This is a genomic window from Bradyrhizobium sp. RT6a, assembly GCF_040547675.1.
Classification (GTDB): domain Bacteria; phylum Pseudomonadota; class Alphaproteobacteria; order Rhizobiales; family Xanthobacteraceae; genus Bradyrhizobium.
Genome location: NZ_JBEPQC010000001.1, coordinates 83,078 through 104,888, shown reverse-complemented (window position 1 = coordinate 104,888; position 21,811 = coordinate 83,078). Strand labels below are relative to the sequence as shown.

The 21,811-nt window shown below is 64.4% G+C and carries 26 protein-coding genes; 14 read left to right on the top strand and 12 right to left on the bottom strand.

Annotated elements, in window-relative coordinates:
* The first annotated feature begins 182 nt into the window (after nt 1–182).
* Nucleotides 183–482, top strand: a complete 300-nt coding sequence (locus ABIC03_RS00495) for a DUF3551 domain-containing protein (RefSeq protein WP_354054622.1) — start codon at nt 183–185, stop codon at nt 480–482.
* A 73-nt stretch (nt 483–555) separates the two neighbouring features.
* Here ABIC03_RS00495 and ABIC03_RS00490 read toward each other — a convergent pair whose 3' ends face one another.
* A complete protein-coding gene (locus ABIC03_RS00490) occupies nt 556–1,584 on the bottom strand; it encodes an AraC family transcriptional regulator (RefSeq protein WP_354054620.1) in 1,029 nt (342 codons plus the stop codon).
* A 157-nt stretch (nt 1,585–1,741) separates the two neighbouring features.
* Between ABIC03_RS00490 and ABIC03_RS00485 the strand changes: the two genes are divergently transcribed.
* From ABIC03_RS00485 to ABIC03_RS00470, 4 genes are read left to right on the top strand one after another with little or no spacing between them, the layout of a single operon-like run.
* Complete coding sequence (locus ABIC03_RS00485; RefSeq protein WP_502916927.1) at nt 1,742–2,869, top strand: isovaleryl-CoA dehydrogenase; 1,128 nt, start codon at nt 1,742–1,744, stop codon at nt 2,867–2,869.
* Between the two features lie 24 nt (nt 2,870–2,893).
* Nucleotides 2,894–4,498 carry a carboxyl transferase domain-containing protein gene (locus tag ABIC03_RS00480; protein ID WP_354054615.1) on the top strand — a complete coding sequence of 535 codons (1,605 nt, stop codon included), beginning with the start codon at nt 2,894–2,896 and terminating at the stop codon, nt 4,496–4,498.
* A gap of 4 nt (nt 4,499–4,502) precedes the next feature.
* Nucleotides 4,503–6,506 (top strand): acetyl/propionyl/methylcrotonyl-CoA carboxylase subunit alpha, encoded by a 2,004-nt coding sequence (locus ABIC03_RS00475; protein WP_354054613.1) that lies wholly within the window; start codon nt 4,503–4,505, stop codon nt 6,504–6,506.
* Nucleotide 6,507: 1 nt separating this feature from the next.
* Nucleotides 6,508–7,419, top strand: a complete 912-nt coding sequence (locus tag ABIC03_RS00470) for a hydroxymethylglutaryl-CoA lyase (protein WP_354054611.1) — start codon at nt 6,508–6,510, stop codon at nt 7,417–7,419.
* 113 nt (nt 7,420–7,532) lie between these two features.
* Here the strand turns inward: ABIC03_RS00470 and ABIC03_RS00465 are convergent, their stop codons facing one another.
* The 4 genes from ABIC03_RS00465 to ABIC03_RS00450 form a co-directional block, all read right to left on the bottom strand.
* Nucleotides 7,533–8,459, bottom strand: a complete 927-nt coding sequence (locus ABIC03_RS00465; protein ID WP_354054609.1) for a dihydrodipicolinate synthase family protein — start codon at nt 8,457–8,459, stop codon at nt 7,533–7,535.
* Between the two features lie 74 nt (nt 8,460–8,533).
* On the bottom strand, nt 8,534–9,517 hold the full coding sequence (locus ABIC03_RS00460; protein WP_275172637.1) for a TRAP transporter substrate-binding protein: 984 nt from the start codon (nt 9,515–9,517) through the stop codon (nt 8,534–8,536).
* A gap of 24 nt (nt 9,518–9,541) precedes the next feature.
* On the bottom strand, nt 9,542–10,807 hold the full coding sequence (locus ABIC03_RS00455; protein WP_354054606.1) for a TRAP transporter large permease: 1,266 nt from the start codon (nt 10,805–10,807) through the stop codon (nt 9,542–9,544).
* Nucleotides 10,807–11,415, bottom strand: coding sequence for a TRAP transporter small permease (locus tag ABIC03_RS00450; protein ID WP_275172659.1), 609 nt, complete (start codon nt 11,413–11,415; stop codon nt 10,807–10,809). The genes ABIC03_RS00455 and ABIC03_RS00450 overlap by 1 nt, the downstream gene beginning before the upstream one ends.
* Nucleotides 11,416–11,620: 205 nt before the next feature.
* Between ABIC03_RS00450 and ABIC03_RS00445 the strand changes: the two genes are divergently transcribed.
* Nucleotides 11,621–12,304 carry a GntR family transcriptional regulator gene (locus ABIC03_RS00445; protein WP_354054604.1) on the top strand — a complete coding sequence of 228 codons (684 nt, stop codon included), beginning with the start codon at nt 11,621–11,623 and terminating at the stop codon, nt 12,302–12,304.
* Nucleotides 12,305–12,395: 91 nt separating this feature from the next.
* On the opposite strand, the gene ABIC03_RS00440 is transcribed toward ABIC03_RS00445, so the two are convergent.
* From ABIC03_RS00440 to ABIC03_RS00430, 3 genes are read right to left on the bottom strand one after another with little or no spacing between them, the layout of a single operon-like run.
* Nucleotides 12,396–13,754, bottom strand: a complete 1,359-nt coding sequence (locus ABIC03_RS00440) for a TRAP transporter large permease (RefSeq protein WP_354054602.1) — start codon at nt 13,752–13,754, stop codon at nt 12,396–12,398.
* Entirely contained in the window at nt 13,751–14,305 is a 555-nt protein-coding gene (locus ABIC03_RS00435; RefSeq protein WP_106943529.1) for a TRAP transporter small permease, read from the bottom strand. The genes ABIC03_RS00440 and ABIC03_RS00435 overlap by 4 nt, the downstream gene beginning before the upstream one ends.
* A complete protein-coding gene (locus tag ABIC03_RS00430; protein WP_354054599.1) occupies nt 14,302–15,324 on the bottom strand; it encodes a TRAP transporter substrate-binding protein in 1,023 nt (340 codons plus the stop codon). The genes ABIC03_RS00435 and ABIC03_RS00430 overlap by 4 nt, the downstream gene beginning before the upstream one ends.
* Nucleotides 15,325–15,657: 333 nt before the next feature.
* On the opposite strand from ABIC03_RS00430, the gene ABIC03_RS00425 reads away from it, so the two are divergent.
* Entirely contained in the window at nt 15,658–15,900 is a 243-nt protein-coding gene (locus ABIC03_RS00425) for a pentapeptide MXKDX repeat protein (protein WP_007591301.1), read from the top strand.
* A gap of 140 nt (nt 15,901–16,040) precedes the next feature.
* Here ABIC03_RS00425 and ABIC03_RS00420 read toward each other — a convergent pair whose 3' ends face one another.
* Nucleotides 16,041–16,388, bottom strand: coding sequence for a DUF6481 family protein (locus ABIC03_RS00420; protein ID WP_275172633.1), 348 nt, complete (start codon nt 16,386–16,388; stop codon nt 16,041–16,043).
* Between the two features lie 268 nt (nt 16,389–16,656).
* On the opposite strand from ABIC03_RS00420, the gene ABIC03_RS00415 reads away from it, so the two are divergent.
* The 3 genes from ABIC03_RS00415 (at nt 16,657) to ABIC03_RS00405 (ending at nt 18,177) form a co-directional block, all read left to right on the top strand.
* A complete protein-coding gene (locus ABIC03_RS00415; protein ID WP_275172632.1) occupies nt 16,657–16,893 on the top strand; it encodes a hypothetical protein in 237 nt (78 codons plus the stop codon).
* A gap of 77 nt (nt 16,894–16,970) precedes the next feature.
* Nucleotides 16,971–17,207 (top strand): hypothetical protein, encoded by a 237-nt coding sequence (locus ABIC03_RS00410; RefSeq protein WP_275172631.1) that lies wholly within the window; start codon nt 16,971–16,973, stop codon nt 17,205–17,207.
* A gap of 184 nt (nt 17,208–17,391) precedes the next feature.
* Complete coding sequence (locus tag ABIC03_RS00405) at nt 17,392–18,177, top strand: hypothetical protein (RefSeq protein ID WP_275172630.1); 786 nt, start codon at nt 17,392–17,394, stop codon at nt 18,175–18,177.
* A gap of 76 nt (nt 18,178–18,253) precedes the next feature.
* On the opposite strand, the gene ABIC03_RS00400 is transcribed toward ABIC03_RS00405, so the two are convergent.
* Nucleotides 18,254–18,415: a hypothetical protein gene (locus ABIC03_RS00400; protein WP_007610185.1), complete on the bottom strand. Its 162-nt coding sequence runs from the start codon at nt 18,413–18,415 to the stop codon at nt 18,254–18,256.
* A 226-nt stretch (nt 18,416–18,641) separates the two neighbouring features.
* Here ABIC03_RS00400 and ABIC03_RS00395 point away from each other — a divergent pair, with 226 nt between their 5' ends.
* Nucleotides 18,642–18,791: a hypothetical protein gene (locus ABIC03_RS00395; RefSeq protein ID WP_197031201.1), complete on the top strand. Its 150-nt coding sequence runs from the start codon at nt 18,642–18,644 to the stop codon at nt 18,789–18,791.
* A 236-nt stretch (nt 18,792–19,027) separates the two neighbouring features.
* Nucleotides 19,028–19,246 (top strand): hypothetical protein, encoded by a 219-nt coding sequence (locus ABIC03_RS00390; RefSeq protein ID WP_275172629.1) that lies wholly within the window; start codon nt 19,028–19,030, stop codon nt 19,244–19,246.
* Between the two features lie 126 nt (nt 19,247–19,372).
* Here ABIC03_RS00390 and ABIC03_RS00385 read toward each other — a convergent pair whose 3' ends face one another.
* Nucleotides 19,373–19,600: a DUF2171 domain-containing protein gene (locus ABIC03_RS00385; RefSeq protein WP_275172628.1), complete on the bottom strand. Its 228-nt coding sequence runs from the start codon at nt 19,598–19,600 to the stop codon at nt 19,373–19,375.
* 137 nt (nt 19,601–19,737) lie between these two features.
* Here ABIC03_RS00385 and ABIC03_RS00380 point away from each other — a divergent pair, with 137 nt between their 5' ends.
* Together ABIC03_RS00380 and ABIC03_RS00375 are read left to right on the top strand one after the other, a co-directional pair.
* Entirely contained in the window at nt 19,738–21,021 is a 1,284-nt protein-coding gene (locus tag ABIC03_RS00380) for a hypothetical protein (protein ID WP_354054593.1), read from the top strand.
* Between the two features lie 15 nt (nt 21,022–21,036).
* Nucleotides 21,037–21,402 carry a hypothetical protein gene (locus ABIC03_RS00375; RefSeq protein WP_354054591.1) on the top strand — a complete coding sequence of 122 codons (366 nt, stop codon included), beginning with the start codon at nt 21,037–21,039 and terminating at the stop codon, nt 21,400–21,402.
* A gap of 62 nt (nt 21,403–21,464) precedes the next feature.
* Here the strand turns inward: ABIC03_RS00375 and ABIC03_RS00370 are convergent, their stop codons facing one another.
* Nucleotides 21,465–21,620 (bottom strand): hypothetical protein, encoded by a 156-nt coding sequence (locus ABIC03_RS00370; RefSeq protein WP_275172625.1) that lies wholly within the window; start codon nt 21,618–21,620, stop codon nt 21,465–21,467.
* Nucleotides 21,621–21,811 lie beyond the last annotated feature (191 nt).

The following is a 21,811-nucleotide window of genomic DNA, read 5'->3' as shown; positions in this document are numbered from 1 at the left end:
CGGATAAGGTGGATAAAAAGCTAAGTAACTCACCTAACTGTGACATGTGATTTGCGAAGTCCTGCAATGCGCCGAGCCGTGATTGCCGGTTCCTGGTGCCGGCCTACATGCCAGGTGTGAACCTCAGCCTGCGTCGCATGCCGAGGCCTCTTTTGTGGGACCCTGAAGCAGGAAAAGACAACATGACCTCGATCTCGAAGACGTTCGTCGCATCCGCTGCGACGCTGTTTGCATCTGCGTTTCTCATGATGACCGCGCCGGCTGCCCAGGCGGAAGACTACTGCATCACCAATGGCGCCCAGGCCGCGCACGGCTGCGGCTATCCGACGATGGAGGCCTGCCGGGCCGCGGCCGGCGGCATCGGCGGCTCGTGCTCGCAGAGCGGCGGCGCGAAGACGTCGACCGACGCGCTGGCCTTCCAGCCGAAGCAGACGCAGTCGCGCACCAAGCTCCGCCCGGGCGGGCAGACCAACTCGAACTGATCGGGACCGGTTTCGAAATGTTGCGGCCTCCGAGTTGGATCTCGGAGGCCGCAACAGCATGACAGCCCACGCGTCAGCGATACCTGCCGCGAAACTCGCGTGGTGAGGCGCCGGCCCAGGTGCGGAAGGCGCGGGAAAAGCTTTTCTCGTTGCGGAAGCCGGCGATCTCCGCGATCCGCTTGATCGGGCTGCGACCGCGCATCAGCTCCTGCTTGGCGAGCTCGAATTTTGCTTCTTCCTTCAGATCGCGCAGCGAGGTCGCTTCCTCGCGCAGGCGCCGATGCATCGTACGGGTGGAGAGCGCCAGCTCGCGCGCGACATCCTCGGCGCCGAGACTGCGTCCGCGCGCATCGCGGAGCACGCGGCGAACACGCTCGACCAGCAGCCGGTCGCGCCGATACGGCAGTACGGTCAGCCGCAGCGCGCCCTTGAGCATGTTGTCGAGGTCCGCCGCGCTACGGGTGAGCGGCAACGACAGATAATGCTTGTCGAAGATGATGGAAGCACAGTCGGAATCGAAGCGGATGTTTCGGCAAAAGATGGTCGGATAGACCGAGACATGGCCGGGTTCGGGGTACGGAAATTCCGCGGTGCGGAGCGCGATCCTTGAATCCACAGCCCAGCAGGAAAAGCCTAGGACATAGCGGAGCAGGGTGACCAGGCAGAATTCGCGTAGAGGTCCGAGGTCGGCCAGTTCGCGGATGGACACGACCGCGGTCTCCTCGCCGACCGCGAGATCGAGCAGCACGTCCTCGGTAAGCAGACGATGGTGCCGACACCAGCGCTTGAGCGCGACCTCCAGCGTCGGGGCGGTGATCGAGGCGCGGCACAGCATGCCGTAGGTGCCGAAGGGCAGCCGCCGCGAGAACCAGCCGAGCGCCTCGTCATCGAGCTCGCGCATGGCGTGGCCCGCCAGCGCCTCGAACTGGCCGGCCGTGACCCGCCCATCCGGAGAATTGACAAGGTCTGGCGTTACCTGACCCCGGCTCAGCGCCTCGGTCGGATCGCGGCCGTAGCGTTCGTAAGCGGCAACGACGCCGCGGACGAAGGCGGCAGGGGTCACGGCACGGCGCGGGATCGCAGTTGCGACTTGAAAAGGCATCGGAAATCCTCTGGGAAAATCCTCGCCAAGTTTGGCGGAAAATGCAACCTTTTCGACCGCAGAAGGGCCCCGATGCCGCTAGGTTCGGTCCCCAAAATACGGAGGAATCGCCTTGAATATCCCGAGCATCGATTTCGATCTGGGTGAAGACATCAGCATGCTGCGCGACACGCTGCGCGCCTTTGTGGAGGCGGAGATCGCCCCGCGTGCCGCCGATATCGAGAAAGCCAATCTGTTCCCGGCGGACCTGTGGAAGCGCCTCGGCGACCTCGGCCTGCTCGGCATGACCGCGCCGGAGCAATATGGCGGCTCCAACATGGGCTATCTCGCCCATATCGTCGCGATGGAGGAGATTTCGCGCGGCTCGGCCGCGGTCGGGCTCTCCTACGGCGCCCACTCCAATCTCTGCGTCAACCAGATCCGCCGCAACGGCAATGATGCGCAGCGCGAGCGCTATCTGCCAAAGCTGATCTCCGGCGAATATGTCGGCGCGCTCGCGATGTCCGAGCCCGGCGCCGGCTCTGATGTCGTCTCGATGAAACTGCGCGCCGACAAGCGCGGCGACCGCTACGTGCTCAACGGCTCGAAGATGTGGATCACCAATGGCGGTGATGCCGACGTGCTGGTGGTCTATGCCAAGACCGATCCCGAAGCCGGCCCGCGCGGCATGACCGCCTTCCTGGTCGAGAAGGGGGCCAAGGGCTTCAGCCATGGCCAGCATCTCGACAAGCTCGGCATGCGTGGCTCCAACACCTATCCGCTGTTCTTCGACGAATGCGAGGTGCCGGAGGAGAACGTGCTTGGCAAGGTCGGCGAGGGCGTCAAGGTGCTGATGTCCGGGCTCGACTATGAGCGCACGGTCCTCTCCGGCGGCCCACTCGGGATCATGGCGGCCTGCATGGACGCGGTGGTGCCCTACATGCACGGGCGCAAGCAGTTCGGGCAGCCGATCGGCGACTTCCAGCTCATGCAAGGCAAGCTCGCCGACATGTACGCGACCTGGCAGGCCACGCGCGCCTATGTCTACGCGGTGGGGCGCGCCTGCGACCGCGCCGATCATGCGCGCAGCTTGCGCAAGGATGCGGCGGCTGCGATCCTCTATTCCGCCGAGAAGGCGACGTGGATGGCGGGCGAGGCGATCCAGGCGCTGGGCGGGGTCGGCTACACATCCGAATTTCCGGTCGGACGTCTGTGGCGCGATGCAAAGCTCTACGAGATCGGCGCCGGCACCTCGGAGGTCCGGCGCATGCTGATCGGGCGCGAATTGATGGCCGAGACGGCTTAAAACCTTCACGCAATTGGAATCAACATGCCGCTCCATTCCAGCATCGATACGTCTTCATCGGACTTTGCACGCAATTCCGAGGCCATGCGCAGCCTCGTCGCGGATTTGCGCGAAAAGCTGAGCCAGGTTGCCGGCGGCGGCGGCGAGGTCTCGCGCAACCGACATACGTCGCGCGGCAAGATGCTGGCGCGCGAGCGCGTCGACCTGCTGGTCGATCCCGGCACAGCGTTCATGGAGCTGTCGCCGCTCGCCGCCTATGGCCTCTATGGCGGCGACGTGCATTCGGCGAGCGTCGTCACCGGTGTCGGGCGCATCGCGGGCCGCGAATGCGTGATCGTCGCGAACGACGCCACCATCAAGGGCGGCACCTATTATCCCATGACCGTGAAGAAGCATTTGCGCGCGCAGGACGTGGCGCGGCAGAACAATCTTCCCTGCGTCTACATGGTGGATTCCGGCGGCGCCTTCCTGCCGCTGCAGGACGAGATCTTTCCGGACGAGCGTCACTTTGGCCGCATCTTCTACAACCAGGCGCAGATGTCCTCGCAAGGCATTCCGCAGATTGCCATCGTGATGGGGTCCTGCACTGCGGGCGGCGCCTATGTCCCCGCGATGTCGGACGAGAGCATCATCGTGCGCAATCAAGGCACGATCTTTCTCGGCGGGCCGCCGCTGGTGAAGGCGGCGACGGGCGAAGTGGTGACCGCGGAAGAACTCGGCGGCGCCGACGTGCATTCGCGGCAGTCGGGCGTGACCGATCATTATGCCCAGAACGACGCGCACGCGATCGGCATCGCCCGCCGCATCGTCGGCACGCTGAAGCCATCCGTGCGACCGAACCTCAACATGCATCCGCCGCGCGATCCCTTGTTTGCGGCGGAGGAGATCTACGGCGTGGTGCCCGTCGATGGGCGCAAGCCGTTCGACGTGCGCGACATCATTGCGCGCGTCGTTGATGGTTCCGAGTTCGACGAATTCAAGAAGCTCTACGGCACGACGCTGGTCTGCGGCTTCGCCCACATCTGGGGTTTTCCAGTCGGCATCATCGCCAACAACGGCATCCTGTTCAGCGAGAGCTCGCTGAAGGGGGCGCATTTCATCGAGCTATGCTGCCAGCGCGGCATTCCGCTGGTGTTCCTGCAGAACATCACGGGCTTCATGGTCGGTAAGAAATACGAAGCCGGCGGCATCGCGCGGGATGGTGCCAAGCTCGTGACGGCGGTGGCGACAGCGTCGGTGCCGAAATTCACCGTCGTGATCGGCGGCTCCTACGGCGCCGGCAATTACGGCATGTGCGGCCGCGCCTACTCGCCGCGCTTCCTGTGGATGTGGCCGAACGCGCGCATCTCGGTGATGGGCGGCGAGCAGGCCTCGATGGTGCTGAGCCAGGTCCGCCGCGACAATATCGAGGCCAAGGGCGATAGCTGGTCCAAGGAGGACGAAGAGACATTCCGCAGTCCGATCCGCGCGCAATATGAGAGCCAGGGGCACCCGTATTACGCGACCGCGCGGCTGTGGGACGACGGCGTGATCGACCCGGCCGACACAAGGCTGGTGCTCGGCCTCGGCCTCTCGGCGGCGTCGAATGCGCCGATCGAACCGACGAAATTCGGCCTGTTCAGGATGTGATGCGATGGACCGCTCAAAGCTCTACCGCCGTTTTCGCACGCTCCTGATCGCCAACCGCGGCGAGATCGCCTGCCGCGTGATCCGCACCGCGCGCGCCATGGGCCTGCGCACGGTCGCGGTCTATTCCGAGGCGGACCGCGGTGCGATGCATGTCGCGCTCGCCGACGAGGCCGTGCTGCTCGGGCCCGCACGCGCCCGCGACAGCTACCTCAATGCCGAACGGCTGATCGAGGCCGCGCGCAAGACGGGAGCGGAGGCGATCCATCCCGGCTACGGCTTCCTGTCGGAGAATGCCGAATTCGCCCAGGCGTGCTTCGATGCGGGACTGGTCTTCGTCGGCCCGACCGCCGGTATGATGACGGCGATGGGCTCGAAGTCCGGCTCCAAGGCGCTGATGGAGAAGGCCGGCGTGCCGCTGGTGCCCGGCTATCACGGCGAGGCCCAGGACGAGGCGACCTTGGCGAAGGCGGCCGAGAAGGTCGGTTTTCCCATCCTGGTGAAGGCGTCCGCAGGCGGCGGCGGACGTGGCATGCGCATCGTTCGCTCCGCGGACGAGCTCGCGCCTGCGATCGTTAGCGCCAAGCGGGAAGCAAAAGCGGCGTTCGGCGACGACCGCATGCTGATCGAAAAATACGTCGACAATCCCCGGCATATCGAGGTGCAGGTGATCGGCGACAGCCACGGCAATCTCCTGTCGCTGTTCGAGCGCGAATGCACGCTGCAGCGCCGCCACCAGAAGGTGATCGAGGAGGCGCCGTCGCCGACGCTCAATCCAGCCCAGCGCGAGACGGTCTGCGCCGCCGCGCGAAAGGCGGCGGGCGCGGTGAACTATGTCGGCGCCGGCACAATCGAGTTCGTCTCCGACGGCAAGGACGTGTTCTTCATCGAGATGAACACCCGCCTCCAGGTCGAGCATCCCGTGACCGAGCTGATCACCGGGATCGACCTCGTCGAGTGGCAGCTCCGGGTCGCCTTCGGCGAGGCGCTGCCGCTCAAACAAGATGAGATCAAGCTCAACGGCCATGCCGTCGAGGCTCGGGTCTACGCGGAGAACCCGACCAAGAACTTCATGCCGTCAGTTGGAAAGATTTCGACCTGGCGGTTGCCCGCGGAAACCGGCGGTCTGCGCATCGACGCGGGCTATCGCGAGGGCGATGCCGTCTCGCCGTACTACGATGCAATGCTGGCAAAGATGATCGCCTGGGCACCGACGCGGGATGTCGCGATCGAGCGGCTGAATCGCGGGCTTGAGGATTCAGACGTTCGCGGCATCGTCACCAACATCCCGTTCCTGTCGGCGCTGATGACGCATCCGAAGGTGAGGGCGAACGCGATCGATACCGGCTTCATCGAACGCGAGCTGGCGGTCCTGACGCAGGCTCCGCCGGCGCCAGGCGAGCTCGAGCTGTGTGCCGCGGTGGCTGCGATCGTCAATGATGAGCGGCAGGCCGCGCAAGGCGAGGCGAGCTCGCCCTGGCAGACCTTTGGCTGGATGCCGGTCGGCCGCCGCCAGCGCGGCTTTGCTTTCCGCGTTGGCCACGGGCCGGAGCAAAAGGTTGTGCTGAACTACGGCAGCGGGCCGTCGACGCTGATGATCGGCGAGCGCGAGCTGCCGTTCACGATCGCGGCGAAGGACGGCGGCTTCGACCTGACCCTCGACGGCGTCAAATCGTCGGTCGCGGCCGTGATCGATGGTCATGAGCTGTATTTGCGCACGCGCAACGGCCGCTTCGATCTGCACTGGGTCGATCCGTTCGGCGGCGAGATGGAGGAGCAGGCCGGCGCGGACAAGATCGCGGCGCCGTTGCCGGGCACCGTCGTCGCCGTGTTGGCGGAGGAGGGTGCCAACCTCGAGAAGGGCGCGCCGATCCTCACCCTGGAAGTGATGAAGATGGAGCAGACGCTGCGGGCGCCCTATGCCGGCGTGCTGAAGTCCATCAAGTGCAAGGTCGGCGACATCATCCAGGAGGGCGTCGAGCTCGCCGTGGTCGAGCCTTCCGGAGAATGAGATGAGCGATCAGGTCCGCATCATCGAAATGGGGCCGCGCGACGGCTTGCAGAACGAGAAGACGGCGGTCAGCGTCGAGGCCCGCATCGCCTTCATCGAGGCGCTGGTTGCCGCCGGCCTCAATACAGTCGAGGTCGGGGCCTTCGTCTCGCCCAAGGCGATCCCGCAGATGGCGAGCTCGGACGCTGTGCTGCGCGGCGTCAGCCACCTGATCGGCGCCGAATTCCACGTGCTGGTGCCGAACGAGAAGGGCTATGACGCCGCGCGCGCCGCGGGCGCGAAGGTGGTCTCCGTGTTCGCCGCGGCCTCCGAGGGCTTTTCGCGGGCCAACATCAATTGCACGGTCGCCGAATCCATCGAGCGGTTTAGGCCCGTGCTGGCGCGCGCCAACGCCGATGGTGTCAAGGTCCGCGGCTATATCTCCTGCGTGCTGGGCTGTCCGTTCGACGGCGAGATCAAGCCGAAGGCGGTGGCCGATCTCGCCACCACGCTGTGGGAGCTCGGCTGCTACGAAATCTCGCTCGGCGACACCATCGGGGTCGGCACGCCGGCCAAAGCCAAAGAGATGCTGCGGGCGGTCAGCGCCAACATCCCTCCCGCCAACCTCGCGATGCATTTTCACGACACCTACGGCCAGGCGCTCGCCAATCTCTATGCCGGCCTGGAGGAGGGTGTCCGCGTCATCGATGCCGCCGCCGGCGGCCTCGGCGGCTGCCCCTACGCGCCGGGCGCGACCGGCAATGTCGCGACCGAGGACGTCGTCTACATGCTCGAGGGCATGGGAATCAGGACCGGTGTCGATATGGACCGACTGCTGGCCGCCACGAATGAGATGAGCGGCGTGCTGGGCAAGTCGCCCGTGAGCCGCGTGGCGTCCGCGCTGAACGCGAAGAAGAAGCGCGCCGCTTCCTAGTTCTCCGTCATTGCGAGCGCAGCGAAGCAATCCAGAGTCCCTCCGCGGGATAAGTCTGGATTGCTTCGTCGCAAGAGCTCCTCGCAATGACGACTGAGAGAGCTCTTGTAGGATCAGGCTGCCTTCAGCCCGACATCCGGCAGGCGCGGTCGGCTCTTGAGGGCCTTCACCATCATCGCCTCGACCTCAGCCTTCTCCTGCGGCAGCAGCGCGAGGCGGGGCGGGCGCGTCAGCGCGGTGCCGCGGCCCATGATGTGCTCGCACAGCTTGATGCACTGGACGAGGTCCGGGCGCGCATCGAGATGCAAGAGCGGCATGAACCATTCGTAGAGCGGCATCGCCTCGGCAAAGCGCCCCGCCTTGGCCAGACGAAACAGCGTCTCGCCCTCGCGCGGGAAGGCATTGGACATGCCGGAGACCCACCCCACGGCGCCCATCGCGATGCTCTCGACGATGACGTCGTCGAGGCCGGCGAACAGCACGAAACGATCGCCGACCATGTTCCTGGTGTCGATGAAGCGCCGAGTATCTCCGGAGGAATCCTTGAAGCAGACGACGGTCTCGACGTCCGCGAGCGTGGCCAGGATGTCGGGCGTGACGTCGTTCTTGTAGATCGGCGGGTTGTTGTAGAGCATCACCGGCAGGTCCGTCGCGGTGGCGACGGCGCGGAAATGCGCGGCGGTCTCGTGCGGCTTGGACGAATAGACCAGGGCCGGCATCACCATCACGCCGTCGATGCCGACGCGCGCGGCCTCCTTCGCGGTTTCAACCGCAAAGGCCGTGGTGAATTCGGCGATGCCGCACAATATGGGGACGCGGCCGGCCGCGACGGACTTCGCGGTCTCCATGATCGCGACCTTCTCCTTGCGCTGAAGCGAGGTGTTCTCGCCGACCGAGCCGCAGACGATCAGGCCGGAGACGCCGTCACGGATCAGCCCGTCCATCACCTTCGCGGTCGCGTCGATGTCGAGCGAGAGATCGTCGTGGAATTGCGTGGTGACGGCCGGGAAGACGCCTTCCCAGGAAACGCGGCGGCTCATGGTTTGACTCCGAGGGGATTTTGCCGGCGGGAGGCTGGATCCGCCGGGTGTTTTGAAGGGGATGGCGGGTGGGGTCAGAGCGTGGCGCCGACCTTGCGCAACTCGGCGAGGACGGGTGCCTTGGGCAGCCAGATCTTGTCGAACTCGGCAATGACAGCTTCGGTATCGCCGGCTGGCACCTGGCGGATCGGGATCGGGGCGTTGCGGAAATTCTCGATCAGGGTGGGCTCGTTGGAGGCCAACTCGTCGATCTGCGCATCCAGCGTCGACTTGACGGTCTTGGCGATCAGCTCGCGGTCGGCGGCGGGGAGCGACTGCCAGACCCGGCCCGACACCACTGCGGCCATCGGCATGAAGACGGCGTTCATCTGCAGGATCACCTTCGATACCTTGTCAAAGCGCTGGTTCCAGGAGAATTCGAGGTCGGCTTCGAGGCCGTCGACCTGGCCGTTGGCCATCGCGTCGAACACCTGCGGCGTCGGAATCGGCGTCGGGGCTGCACCCAGCGATGAGTAGAAATCGCGATAGACCGGCGTCGGATTGATCCGCAGCTTCATGCCCTTGATGTCGGCGAGCGAAGTCAGATCCTTGGAGGAGAATACCGCCCGCATCCCGGTGATGCCCCAGCCTAGCCCGATCGTCCCGGTCTCCTGCGGCAGCACCTCGAACAGCTTGACCGCCGCCGGATGCCGCACGAATTTCGCGACCGCAGGGGTCGAGCGGACGATGTAGGGCGCGTTGATCGCAGCGATGTGCGGCACGCGCGAGCCGAGCTCGGCGGCCTGGATGAAGCCCATGTCGAGCGCGCCGGACTGCAATTGCTGCATCATCGCGGGCTCGTTGCCGAGTTGGCCGGAGTGGAACACGGTGAGGGTCAGGCGGCCGTTGGTAGCGGCTTTGAGGTCTTCGCCAAATTTGAGTGCGGCCTTGTTCCAGGAATGGCCGTTCGGCGTGATCAGGCCGAGGCGGAATTCCTTGGACTGGGCGAGCGCCAGCGACGGCGCGAACACCGATGCGGCGGCGCTGGCTGCGAGAAAGCGGCGGCGTGAAAGCGGCATGGTCGGGCTTCCTTTTTGACGGGCCTATTTGATGAGGATCAGCGAGAGCGACGGATAGAGCGAGAGCAGCACCAGCAGGACGCAGGAGATGACGAAGAAGGGCAGGGTCACCATGAACATCTTGCCGGGCTTGGCGCCGGTGACGGCGGCCGCGACGAAGAAGCAGAGCCCGACCGGCGGGGACAACAGGCCGAGAACCAGGTTGATCACCACCACGACGCCGAAATGCCTGGGATCGATGTGATAGACGTCGGTTGCGACCGGCAGCAGGATCGGCACCGTCATGATCAGGCCGGGAATGCCGTCGATCACTGTGCCGATCACCAGCAGGATGACGTTGCAAATCAGCATGAAGCTGATCGGGTCCTTGGCGGCCGTCTGGATCCAGGCGGCGGTTTCCTGCGGCACCTTGCCGAAGATCAGCACCCAGGAGAACACCGCCGCGGCGGCCACCAGGAACAGCACGATCGCCGCATAGATCGCGCTACGCAGCATCATCTGCGGCAGCTGCGAGAATTCGAACTCCCTGGTCCAGAACTTTCCGACCAGGGCTGCGGCAACGGCGCCGACGGCGGCGGATTCCGTCGCGTTGGCGAGACCGCCGAGGATGGTGCCGACGATGACGATCGGGATCAGCAGGGTGGGCGAAGTCCGCAGGATCGTCGCCACGCGCTGCCGCGGCGTCTGATAGTCGGCGCGTGGATAGTTGTAGATGTATCCCATCAGGGCGATGACGACGCAGAACATCACGGTGAGGATCACACCCGGCACGATGCCGGCGATCAACATGTCGCTGACTGAGACCTGCGCGAGCACGCTGTAGACCACGAACATCACCGATGGCGGAATGATCGGGCCGAGCATGCCGCCATAGGCGGTCAGCCCCGCCGCAAACGTCTTGTCGTAGCCCTTCTTCTCCATCTCCGGCACCATGATCTGGGCCATGATCGCGACCTGTGCGGTCGCCGATCCCAGGATTGAGGAGATGAACATGTTGGCGAGGATGTTGACGTAGGCGAGCCCGCCCTTGAGCGAGCCGACGAAGGCCATCGCCATATCGACGATGCGCCGCGTGATGCCGCCGCCGTTCATGATCTCGCCGATCAGGATGAAGAGCGGAATGGCGATCAGGCCATAGCTGTCGACGCCGCCGAACAGCTGGAGCGGATAGGACTGGAACAGCACGGGATTGCCTGACGCCGCGATGTAGACCAGGCCGGCGAGACACAGACAGAGGCCGATCGGCACGCCGACCAGCATGATCGCGAGGAAGGCTGCCGACGTGATCATCAGTTGACCCCGTCGAGTTCGGAGAGCGCAAAGCCCTTCGGTTGCGTGCGCGGAACCAGCTCGAGGTCTTCCAGCAAATTGGCGAGGCCATGCACGGTCATCGACACCGCGAAGATCGGCAGCGTCAGATAGAGCACCCAGGTCGGCCAGTTCAGCGTCTGGGTGTGCTCCGTGTAGAGGAAATTGAAGGTCTGGGCCGCCAGCTTGCGCCCGTCGAAACCGGCGCGGGCAAGGCCGATAGGGTCCATCCAGAGCACACAGGTAACGATCAGGGCGAGGCCGAACACGACGACGAGGCCCGTCGAGATCGCCTTCGCGATCTTCCGGATGCGGGGCGAAAGACGTTCCGTCAGCATCGTCACCGCGAAATCGAGCCGCAGCCGCGTCATCGCGGAGGCGCCAATGAAGGTCAGCCAGACCACGCAATAGACCGCGGATTCGTCGATCCAGTAGATCGGAAAATGCGAGTAGCGGGTGACGACGTTGACCAGGATCAGGCCGGTGAGCAGGTACATCAGGCCCATCAATGCGATGCGCTCGACAGCGAGCAGGGCGCTGGAAGCGCGGACGATCATGCGTCGAACGCTGAACGCGCGCGTGGCCGGCATCGTCTGCTCGATCATGAAGAGGCCCCATTGCCCGCAAGATTTGTCGTGCGATGGCCGAATGTATAATTTATACATTTTGGCTGTCAAATGGAATTGCGGGCTGCCTCGAAGGCGTGCACGACCTTTTCGCGGGGGACGGGATGACATCAACATGCAAGACAGGGACCGTTCCGGCCGGCCGAGTCGGGAACGGACGGAATATCGGATGAAAGCGCCTCTGAAGCATCGCACCCTGTCGGCTGCGATCGTCGACCAACTCCGACAGGCAATCCTCGACGGGACCTATCCGGCCGGATCGCAACTGCGCCAGGATGCGCTTGGCGAGGCCTATGGCGTCAGCCGTATCCCGGTGCGCGAGGCGCTGTTTCAGCTCGAAGCGGAGGGCCTGGTGCGGATCGTTCCGCAGAAGGGCGCCATCGTCTCCGAGCTGTCACTGGACGAGATCAACGACGTCTTCGACCTGCGCCGGATCCTGGAGCCGCGGCTGCTGGCGCACTCGGCTCCCCGATTCACGGCGGAGGATTTCGCGGGGCTCGACGACATCCACAAGAGCTTCGAGAAGGCGATCAAGGCCCGCAACGTCAGCGAATGGGGGCAGCTCAACGCCGACTTCCACATGGCGTTGTATGTCCATGCCCCGCAGCCCCGCACCCGGGCGATCGCGCTGTCACTGCTCCAAACCAGCGACCGCTACACGCGCCTTCAGCTCTCCAACACCAAGGCGATGGGGACCGCCGAGAAGGAGCACGCCCATCTGATCGCGCTCTGTCGCGCGCAGAAGGTCGATGAAGCCTGCCGGTTTTTGGAGCGGCACATCGAAGCCGTGCGTAAGGATCTGTTGCAGGTGGTGGCGATCGCACCGCGGTCGCGGCGGAAAGAGAAATCGTAGGGTGGGTTAGCGAAGCGTAACCCACCTCTTTCTGACCGCATTGACGAGAAGAGGTGGATTACGCCTTCGGCTAATCCACCCTACGGGAGTTTTACCTGCTCCCGTCCGGGCCCATCACCAGATCCGGCAGCGCGGTCGAGATCTCCGGCACGAAGCACAGCAGCAGCACCGCGACCATCATCAGCAGCACGAACGGCAGCGTGCCCCAGATCACTTCGCGCAAGGGGATATCGGGCGCGACGTTGCGGATGACAAAGATGTTGAGGCCGACGGGTGGATGGATCAGTCCCATCTCCATCACGATGGTCATGACGACGCCGAACCAGATGATGTCGAAGTTCGCCGCGCGGAGCGGCGGCAGGATGATCGGCGCGGTCATGAGAATAATCGAGACCGGTGGCAGGAAGAAGCCGAGCACGACGACCATGACGAGGATCGCGAACAAGAGGCCCCAGCGCGGCAGGTGCATCGCGACGACGGATTCGGCCGCCGATTGCGAGATGTGCAGATAGCTCATCACGTAGGAGTAGAGCAGCGACATGCCGATGATCATCATCAGCATGGTCGATTCCCGGATCGTCGATTTCAGGATCGGGGCGAGGTCGCTCGGCCGCCACACGCTGTAGATCGCCGCGATCAATGCCAGCGCCAGCAGGCCACCAAGGCCGGCGGTTTCCGACGGCGTGGCGTAGCCGCCATAGAGCGCGATCATGACACCGGTGAGCAGCAGCACGAAGGGGATCACGCGCGGCAGCACGCTGAAGCGTTCCGCGAGCGTGTACTCGTCGCGGGCGAGGATCGCAGCTTCCGGGCCGCCGTTCTTGTAGACCGCTTCGGCCGCGGCATATTCCTGGCGGAAGCGGATCACGGCGTAGATGCCGAACAACGAGACCAGCAGCAGGCCGGGTCCAATGCCGGCGAGGAACAGCCGTCCCAGCGATTTTTCGGCGGCGACAGCAAACAGGATCATGGTGATCGACGGCGGCAGCAGGATGCCGAGCGTGCCGCCGGCGGCGATGATGCCGGCGGCAAAACCGCCGGAATAGCCGCGCTTGCGCATTTCGGGGATTCCGGCCGAGCCGATTGCCGAGCAGGTTGCGGGCGAGGAGCCCGCCATCGCCGCAAACAGCGCGCAGGCGAACACGTTGGCGACGCCGAGGCCGCCGGGGACGCGGTGCAGCCAGGCGTGCAGAGCCGAGTAGAGATCCTGGCCCGCGCGCGACTTGCCGATCGCGGCGCCCTTCAGGATGAAGAGCGGGATCGAAAGCAGCGTGATCGAGGCCATTTCCTCGTAGACGTTCTGCGTCACCGTATCGAGAGAGGCGGCGGGCATGTAGATGCCCATGAACACGACCGCGACCGCGCCGAGCGCGAACGCAATCGGCATGCCCGAAAACATCACGACCAGCGTCGCGATCCCGTACGCGAGGCCGATACCGAAAACGCTCATGAACGCCTGGCTCCAGCGAAAGGCAGCGCAAGCTGCACGAGGATCTGGACGCAGAGCAGGCTCATGCCGAACGCCATCAGCGAATAGGGGATCGCCAGCGGCGGCGACCACATCGAGTTCGAGACCTGGCCGTCGACATAGGCTTCATGCGCCAGCGTCCAGGACTTCCAGGCGAAGAAAGCGCAGAACAGAAGCGTCACGGCATCGACCAGCCAGAGCCTGATCCGGTTCGCCAGCGGCGAGAGCAGGCCGACGAAGGCCTCGATGCCGATGTGACCGCGGTTCTGCTGCACGTAGGCGGCGGTCATGAAGGTGGCGCCGACCAGCAGGAACACCGCCGCCTCGTCCTGCCAATAATTGGCGGCCTTGAACAAGGCGCGGCTGAGCACGCTGTAGCTCAGGATGGCGCAGGCTGCGATCAGCGCGATCGCGGCGAACACGACGATGATGCTGTTGAGGATGGCGAGACCGCGATCGATCGCCGCCGCAAGGCCGGTCCTTGCGGCAGCGTTGGCCTGGTCGTCACGATCCGGAAGCGGACCGTGGCTCATGCGGCGACGTCGGTCGCGAGCTTGAGCAGGTTGGCCGAGGTCGCGGTCTTGGCGCCGTAGTCCTTCCATGCGGTGTCGCGGGCGATGTCACGCCACTTGCCGACGGTTGCGGCATCGAGCGCGGAGACCTTGGCGCCGGCCTTCTCGTAGACCTTGGCGACCTCGACGTCGTCGTCCTGCGCGCCCTTGCGGCCGAATGCTTCGAGCTCGGTGCCGACCGCGAGCAGGATGTCCTGCTGGTTCTTCGCCAGCTTGTCGAAGATCGCCTTCGACATCATCAGCGGCTCGAGCATGAACCAATAGGACGCCCCTGCGCCAGAGGTCAGCGATTTCGCGACCTCTTCGAGGCGGAACGAGATCAGGCTGGTCGAGGAGGTGATGCCGGCATCGCAGGCACCCGTCTGCATCGCTGCGTAGATTTCGTTCGAGGGCACCGACAGCACCGAGGCGCCGGCGGTCTGCAGTACCATGTCCATCTCGCGCGAGCCGCCGCGCACCTTGAGACCCTTGGCATCTTCGGGGGCCACGATCGGCTTGGAGCGGCTGGCGACGCCGCCGGCCTGCCACACCCAGCTGAGCAGGATGATGCCCTTGTCGGCGAGGAAGTCGGTCAGCGCCTTGCCGACCGGCTCCTTCTTCCAGCGCATGCCCTGGTCGTAGGTGGTGACGAGGCCCGGCATCAGGCCGATATTGGTTTCCGGCAATTCGCCGCCGGCATAGGGCATCGGATAGAGGCTGATGTCGAGTGCGCCCTTGCGCATCGCGGAGAACTGCGCGTTGGTCTTGATCAGCGAGGAGTTCGGATAGATCTCGGCGGCGATGTCGCCGTTGCTGCGCTTACCGACTTCGGCGGCGAACATGCGGCAGAGCCGGTCGCGGAAATCGCCCTTGTCGACGGTGCCGCCCGGGAACTGATGCGAGATCTTCAGCGTGGTCGCGGCATGCGCGGTGCCGGTGCCGAAACGGAGAATGGCGGGTGCGGCGACGGCAGTCGCGATCAGGTGGCGGCGCGTGAGCATGGTGTGATTCCCTTGGGCGGTTTTTTGAACGGTTCTTTGGAGGGTTCTTGTTTGCCGTGATTTTGGGTTGGTCTTTGAGACCGTGCTGAGGCCTATCCTAGCCGGTCTTTCAGACAATGTTCTCTAGTCTGATAGTTCGAGACCGAATGCCGCGGCAAGAGGCGGCTATGTTGCGTTGCACACGCCCGATCTCCTGCATCCGCCGAACGAAGGAAGGCGGCGGGCGCGCAGAAATTTATCACCGGCCGCGTAACAACGCCCCGTGGCAATCCGTCGAGATCAGATAGCGGCGTCCGTCGCTGACAAACATCCATCTCGAAGGGAAGACCAGTCATGACCATTCGTACCCGCATCGCGCTCGGCGTTTCGGCGGCCGTTCTCTCGCTCGGCCTCGCGCTGTCGCCGGCCGCTTTTGCCCAGGACAAGATGGGCAAGGATGACGGCATGATGAAAAAGGACACGATGTCCAAGGACGGCATGAAGAAGGACACCATGTCCAAGGACGACGGCATGAAGAAGGACACGATGTCGAAGGACGGGATGAAGAAAGACGACGGGATGATGAAGAAGCACTGATCTTCCATCGTCGAGGAGGCGCTTGCGACAGACAGACGCGCGCCAAAAATCCGGGGGCGGTCACGTATGACCGCCCCCCAGAGTGTCGTTTCAGTCCAAATTCAATTGAACGTGACTTGCGAGCGTTAGACTTGCGAACGTTACTTGCGCTTCGCCTTGCGGGCGGCGTAGCGAGCGTCTCGCTTGGCCTTTTGCTCGGCCTCGGCTTCGGCCGCCTTCGCGACGGCTTCTTCGGCTTCGCGGGCGATCCGCGCGGACTCGAGCGCGGCAGCCTCCTCTTGAAGGCGCTTCTGCTCGGCCTTTTCAGTCTCTCGCGCAGCCTTTGCCTCGGCGCGCTTGGCCGCAAGGGCCTCGCGCTCCGCACGCTTCGCCACAACCGCCGGATCATCCGGCCCTGGCTGCGACTTGAATTTGTTCAAAAGGTTCTTGCGTGCTTCCTGTGCCGCCTTTTGTCGGTCGGAGAAGCCTGGTTCCCTAAATCCACTCATCGGCGAACCTTGTCATCCTCGCTTTCGATCCTACATCACTGCCTGTTGGTACGTCGGCTGGGCATAGCGGGCGCCGCGCGACGCAGATGCGTGTACATCGGCGCGCGCCGTGATGCCACCTATAATCGCAGCCGATCAGGTAGACGAAAATCGCCGCCCCCGACGATCTCTCGTAGCCCCGAAAAACTGCCGAATTGTGATGTCCCTCATACGGGGGCACCAGGGCGGTGCCTAGCGTCCCGCCCGGTATGAGACGCGGAGCACGGGTATGACGATCTCAAGACTAAGCGTGAAGGCGCTCGCAATCGCCGTCACGGTGGCAGCCCTGGCCGGTGCCACGCTGCTCCTCGCCCGGCCGCAGCCGATCGAAAGTGCCGTCCTGGGCGCAGATTGGGAATGCACCCAGACCGCGTTCGTGCTCACGACCTGCGCACCGCGGGTCCAGCAGGCGATCCCGGCGGTCGAAACCTCGCGCAAGGAAGCGATCCGGCCCACCCGAGGCTAACCGGGAGAAGCTTGGGCGAGATGTGACGCCACGCCGCAGAGGTGATAAAGCCCGCTCGCCCCCGTGATCGGCCAGCCATGTCAAAGTCCGAAGCAAAGTCCGAACGTAAGCCCGAACCGGGCGCGAAGCCCAAATCCCCTCCAAAACCTCAATCCGGTGACAACCGCCGCGGCGCCATTGCGGGCTTGATCATCGCGATCGTGATCCTCGGCGTCGGCTGGTGGCTCGCCCGCGATCTCACCTCGGCCAGCAAGATGCAGGACTGCCTGATGTCCGGGCGAAGCAACTGCAACGTGATCGAGCCGGCCCGCTAGAAGCACTCCAGCGCGGCCCGCGCGGACGAAAAAATCTCGTGATCTTAATCATTTGTAACGGGACTTGGGCGACCAAAGCAGGTCAGTCATGTCAGCCGGCATCAGCTCAGCGCGAGCCGAATCGTCTATCGCGCCAGGCATCACGGCCATTGACCGCAATCGAGAGAGTAGGGGGCAAGCACGCATGAGTGCGTCCAGTCGCATCAAGATCATCATTCCCTTGGTTTCGGCGATGTCGATGCTCGCCGTCCCGGCGCAGGCTCAGGAGGCCAGGCCGCCGAGAGACGCCGCCCAGCCATCGGCCGGACCGGGCGCCAGTGCTCCGCAGAACATGCGCAAGGGTCCGCCGCCGCAGCAGGCCGCCCGGCCCGCGCCACAGCCCGGCGGCCAGCCTCACGCCGGCGGTCCTGGACATGCAGGTCCGGGTCCAGGTCCTGCGCCGCGCAATGCCGGCGGTCCACCGCCCGGACGCAATTACGCCAGGGGGCCCGCACCGGCGCGCGATTGGGGCGGACACAGCTATCGCGGCCATCTCGCCTGGGATGGCGGACGCTGGCGCCACGAAGTCCACAACGGCCGCTCCGGCTGGTGGTGGGATGTCGGCGGCGCGCGGTATTATTATCCGCAGCGGATGGCCGGCCCGCCGGCCTACATCTCGGAGGACTATTACGACGACGTGCCGGTGGCCTACGCCCCGCCGCCGGTCGCCTATGAACCGCCGCCGCCACCGCCACCGGCCGATCCCGGCGCGAGCGCGCTTGGCGGCGCCATCGTCGGCGGCCTGCTGGGCGGCCTGATCTCGGGCAACGCCTCAGGTGCGGCCGCAGGCGCCGTGATCGGCGGTGCCACCGGCGCGATCGCCGGCGCGACGGCTGCTTCGCGTCCTGGCTACTATCTGGCCCAGGGCAACTGCTACTACCGCTATCCGAGCGGCCAATATGTGCAGGCCGACCCTCGCGCGTGTTACTGAGCACTCCAGGCAAGACCTGATGCGAAGAGGCGGATGAAAAGTCCGCCTCTTTTCGTTTGTGGCGTGGCCGCGCGCGTCAGGACACCAGCCAGCTGAAGAACGCGATCGCGGCCCAGACCAGGCCTGCGATCCAGGCCAGCATCACGATACCGATGGTCGCAAGATATGCGATGCCGAGCGGATCGGATCTTTCGCGTCGCGTCGGGACGGCAATTTCGGCTGCGGCTTCTTGTGTCATGACGGGACCACCTCCCATGCCTTCTCGCTCTCCTGAGAGCGCTGAGGACTGTTTAGCGGAGGCGCCGGGCGCCGGCTGTGACGCACTTCACAGATCGGTGCGCATCAAGGCCAGACAGACGTGTGAACTGGATCGAGTCGCAAACGCCGAGAACGGCATTAACCCCGCAATCATACGGACGAAATTGCCACGCGCTTGTCCAGATCGTCCGGCTAGAATTGGCTTCATGTGTACCAAGTACGATCCACAGCACGAAGCCGAGGCGGCGATGAAGCGCGCCGTCGCGGCCGAAGGCCCCGACCGGCAACGTCTCATCGAGCTGGCTCTGGCCTGGCATCAACTCGCCCGCGACCGGCGCGAAGAGCGGACGGACTGAGCCCACGTTCTTGCGACAATACCCGTATTCACAGAAAAACCCCGTGCTCGGGGGGACAAGCACGGGGTTCTCGAGAGCCGATCGGGGCTGGCAAATCGGCACCACTCGGTAGCGAACGCGCCGACCGGAGGTTCGTTCCGCGCCTCCTCAATCCTTTTCGCGCGAGATCATGAAGGCCGGCCGGGGAGGCGCATCTTGCCGATGGAACGTCGGTTCCTCGCCGACGTTGAGCCGCTATGAACGATCCCGAGTTGCGCGCAGAGTCCTTCGAGATTGCCTGGAAATATCTCGACCAATCCGGCCTGCTTACTGGCGAGCGCAGGGACGCGGCCCGGTTCATCCTAAACAGGATCGACCGCATGATGCGGGGTGGCGAACGCCGACGGTTGCTGCTGTCCAACGCCGCGATCGACGCCTACCGCTTGCGGCCCGTACTCGTGACGCTCGACGCCTGACGAGAGTCGCAGAAACGCGACGTTAAGACTTGTTCGGACGACGATTTTCCGATCGCGATTCGTTTCGCGGAACGAAGCGGAGCAGGACCGTGAACAAACAAAAAGCCTCCGGGGAAATTTGCTGACTCAGGCTGCTTCCGACTTCGGCACCGCGTCGGCATTGACCGAAAGCTTGACGATATCGCCTTCGACGGCACCCACATATTTCGTGTCGATGTAATGATGATGGTCCTTGTGACCTTCCGGGCTGTCCTTCCGCGTCAGCTTGATGCGGTTTCCCTCGACGCGGTCGACGGTGCCGACAGGCGCGCCGTCCTTGCCGATGATCTTCATATGCTCTCTGATCTCGCTCATGATGTTCTCCTTGTGAAGTGTCAACGGCGAGGACCGGTCTTCGTTGCAAGGACGAGCGGGGTCGACTGTCTGGAGCCAATGCGTTCGCCGAGCGTTGAAAGGCAACCGCAATTGCCAGGACCGTTATCAATATCCGCATGGAGACCTCCGAGGCCTATCTCGAACGAAAGCACAGGGAAATCGGGCTGCTGAACGATTGCCTGAGGAGCCCGCTGCATTTGGCTCGGCCGCAATCGGTCGACGAGGTCGTGGACTCCAAATTTCGGCTCGCCGCCGCGCTGCGCGCGGAGCATGCGCTGCAGGACTGGAAGGCGACGGAGACCGCCTGGTCGCACGCGGCGTCTCCCACCAGCGGTCCGTTCGTGTTCAGCTACGATTATCAGCGCGCGGACCTCAAGGTCCGCGGTCCCTCGTTCTATGAACTCGAGCGCGGCTGCCGGAGCGAGGCGATCTATACCGCATCCGGCATGGCCGCGATCTCCGCGCTGCTGCTCGCGTCCGCACGAATCACCGGCAAGGCGGACATCGTGGTGCTGCCGGGCACATACGGCGAGACACTGGAGTTGATCGAGAGCCTCGTCCCCCATTTGCGACTTGTCACCGCCAGACTGCCGCTGGCCGAAGCGTTCGCTGCGGCAGCCTCGCCACGGCTTCTCCTGCTGGATTCATGCGCTCCTGCCGGGGCGTTCGAAGCGGCTTTGCGTTGCGACGGTTCGGGGCTCGATCTGTTGATTTTCGACACGACATGTTTCGCCGGCAGATCGGGGCGCATCCGGCGCGTCCTGAGATGGGCCGCGCGATGGGACATTCCCGTCGTGTTGGTGCGAAGCCACAACAAGCTGGATTCGCTCGGGGTGGAATACGGCCGGCTCGGCTCCGCCGTGTTCGGGCATTGGAGCCGGAAGGACCTCAAGGCAGGCCAGCTGCTGTCCGAAAGCCTGGCGGCGGAAACCCGCAATGCCGTCCGGCTTCTCGGTGGCGCGGCGTTGCCGGCGCACTTCCCGCCATTCGTGGGCTCAGCGGGCTATTGGGCGCTGACGAAAAGGCGCGTCGCGGCGATCCTGCGCAACGGTCGCCACACGGCGCGATATTTCGCCTCCGAGCTCGCTTCGCTCTCGGCCGAGCTGCATTTCACCCACGGCCTCTATGTCACGCTTCGCGGCAGGCGCGCCCTCGACGAGGCGACCGCGCGGCAGGCCGCCGACGACATGAGCCGCGACCTCAGCGCCAAAGGCTTCCCCATTCGCCACGCCGGCAGTTTTGGTTTCGATTTCGCGGCGACCGAGTGGTTTCACGACGCGACCAAGGATCGGTACAGCGTCCGGGTCGCCGTGCCGGATTTGCCCACCGCGTTGTGGAAGGATCTCGCGGCGGCGATTGCCGGGTGGTGGGCGCGACATCAGGGCGAGACTGAAGGGTGAGTACGGTGCAAGGCCATGACAGAGCGATCGAACGCGTTTCCTTACAGGGAATGCACGTGGCATGTTTCAGACGAACAGTCCCAGCAATGGCTTGCGGTGCTTGAAAAGACGGGTGCAGCCAACGTCCGCGCGCGCCTAGCCCAGACCGACGCGGCATCCGCAGGAGCGATTGCGATCGGAACCGCGCCGGTCATGACGATCGGGTTCGCCCAGGAATGGCTGAACTGGAAAGATAATCAAAAGTCCGAGGCGGATATCGAACGCCACGAGCGGCAGATCTGGTGGACCCGGACCGCGGCAATCGCCGCATCGGTCGCCGCCTTGAGCGCACTGTTCGGCTGGATTTGGACGATCTTCATCCGGGGGAATAATGGCCTGTAACAAACATGATTGTTACGTTGCGCATACATCCGCGAAACGAAAGCGGCGACAACTGCGCTGTTTCAATCGATCGCCAGGCATTCTTCCACGGCCGGCTTCTGGTGGCCGCGACGCGTCCATGCCTGAACGGCGAAGGCGAGTTGATGCTGACTGGCCGCCGCGTCCGCGATGGAAGCCCGCGCCGTCGCGATGGGCTTTGTGATGACGCCGGAGTTCACGACTCCCGCGTCAACTGCCAGGAACGATATTGCCACAATCGCCACCGCAGATGCGACAGCCATTCTCGCCAAGTCGGATAGTGGCATCGAAGTCCTTATCGGGCGCACGTCGCTCGGCGGATAGATAGGGCTCGTTTGCCAAGATCAAAGCCCGGAGCGAGGCGACCCACGCGTTCGTGAAGGACGGTGGA

Bases quoted from the DNA above. Each gene is read 5' to 3' on its own strand.
- ABIC03_RS00470 (WP_354054611.1), top strand. From the start codon at position 6,508: ATGAGCGATCAGGTCCGCATCATCGAAATGGGGCCGCGCGACGGCTTG.
- ABIC03_RS00480 (WP_354054615.1), top strand. From the start codon at position 2,894: ATGCCGCTCCATTCCAGCATCGATACGTCTTCATCGGACTTTGCACGC.
- ABIC03_RS00415 (WP_275172632.1), top strand. From the start codon at position 16,657: ATGACGATCTCAAGACTAAGCGTGAAGGCGCTCGCAATCGCCGTCACG.
- ABIC03_RS00395 (WP_197031201.1), top strand. From the start codon at position 18,642: ATGTGTACCAAGTACGATCCACAGCACGAAGCCGAGGCGGCGATGAAG.
- ABIC03_RS00425 (WP_007591301.1), top strand. From the start codon at position 15,658: ATGACCATTCGTACCCGCATCGCGCTCGGCGTTTCGGCGGCCGTTCTC.
- ABIC03_RS00440 (WP_354054602.1), bottom strand. From the start codon at position 13,754: ATGAGCGTTTTCGGTATCGGCCTCGCGTACGGGATCGCGACGCTGGTC.
- ABIC03_RS00375 (WP_354054591.1), top strand. From the start codon at position 21,037: ATGACAGAGCGATCGAACGCGTTTCCTTACAGGGAATGCACGTGGCAT.
- ABIC03_RS00475 (WP_354054613.1), top strand. From the start codon at position 4,503: ATGGACCGCTCAAAGCTCTACCGCCGTTTTCGCACGCTCCTGATCGCC.
- ABIC03_RS00400 (WP_007610185.1), bottom strand. From the start codon at position 18,415: ATGACACAAGAAGCCGCAGCCGAAATTGCCGTCCCGACGCGACGCGAA.
- ABIC03_RS00420 (WP_275172633.1), bottom strand. From the start codon at position 16,388: ATGAGTGGATTTAGGGAACCAGGCTTCTCCGACCGACAAAAGGCGGCA.
- ABIC03_RS00385 (WP_275172628.1), bottom strand. From the start codon at position 19,600: ATGAGCGAGATCAGAGAGCATATGAAGATCATCGGCAAGGACGGCGCG.
- ABIC03_RS00455 (WP_354054606.1), bottom strand. From the start codon at position 10,807: ATGATCACGTCGGCAGCCTTCCTCGCGATCATGCTGGTCGGCGTGCCG.
- ABIC03_RS00410 (WP_275172631.1), top strand. From the start codon at position 16,971: ATGTCAAAGTCCGAAGCAAAGTCCGAACGTAAGCCCGAACCGGGCGCG.
- ABIC03_RS00460 (WP_275172637.1), bottom strand. From the start codon at position 9,517: ATGCCGCTTTCACGCCGCCGCTTTCTCGCAGCCAGCGCCGCCGCATCG.
- ABIC03_RS00450 (WP_275172659.1), bottom strand. From the start codon at position 11,415: ATGCCGGCCACGCGCGCGTTCAGCGTTCGACGCATGATCGTCCGCGCT.
- ABIC03_RS00390 (WP_275172629.1), top strand. From the start codon at position 19,028: ATGAACGATCCCGAGTTGCGCGCAGAGTCCTTCGAGATTGCCTGGAAA.
- ABIC03_RS00435 (WP_106943529.1), bottom strand. From the start codon at position 14,305: ATGAGCCACGGTCCGCTTCCGGATCGTGACGACCAGGCCAACGCTGCC.
- ABIC03_RS00380 (WP_354054593.1), top strand. From the start codon at position 19,738: ATGGAGACCTCCGAGGCCTATCTCGAACGAAAGCACAGGGAAATCGGG.
- ABIC03_RS00430 (WP_354054599.1), bottom strand. From the start codon at position 15,324: ATGCTCACGCGCCGCCACCTGATCGCGACTGCCGTCGCCGCACCCGCC.
- ABIC03_RS00405 (WP_275172630.1), top strand. From the start codon at position 17,392: ATGAGTGCGTCCAGTCGCATCAAGATCATCATTCCCTTGGTTTCGGCG.
- ABIC03_RS00495 (WP_354054622.1), top strand. From the start codon at position 183: ATGACCTCGATCTCGAAGACGTTCGTCGCATCCGCTGCGACGCTGTTT.
- ABIC03_RS00445 (WP_354054604.1), top strand. From the start codon at position 11,621: ATGAAAGCGCCTCTGAAGCATCGCACCCTGTCGGCTGCGATCGTCGAC.
- ABIC03_RS00490 (WP_354054620.1), bottom strand. From the start codon at position 1,584: ATGCCTTTTCAAGTCGCAACTGCGATCCCGCGCCGTGCCGTGACCCCT.
- ABIC03_RS00465 (WP_354054609.1), bottom strand. From the start codon at position 8,459: ATGAGCCGCCGCGTTTCCTGGGAAGGCGTCTTCCCGGCCGTCACCACG.
- ABIC03_RS00485 (WP_502916927.1), top strand. From the start codon at position 1,742: ATGCTGCGCGACACGCTGCGCGCCTTTGTGGAGGCGGAGATCGCCCCG.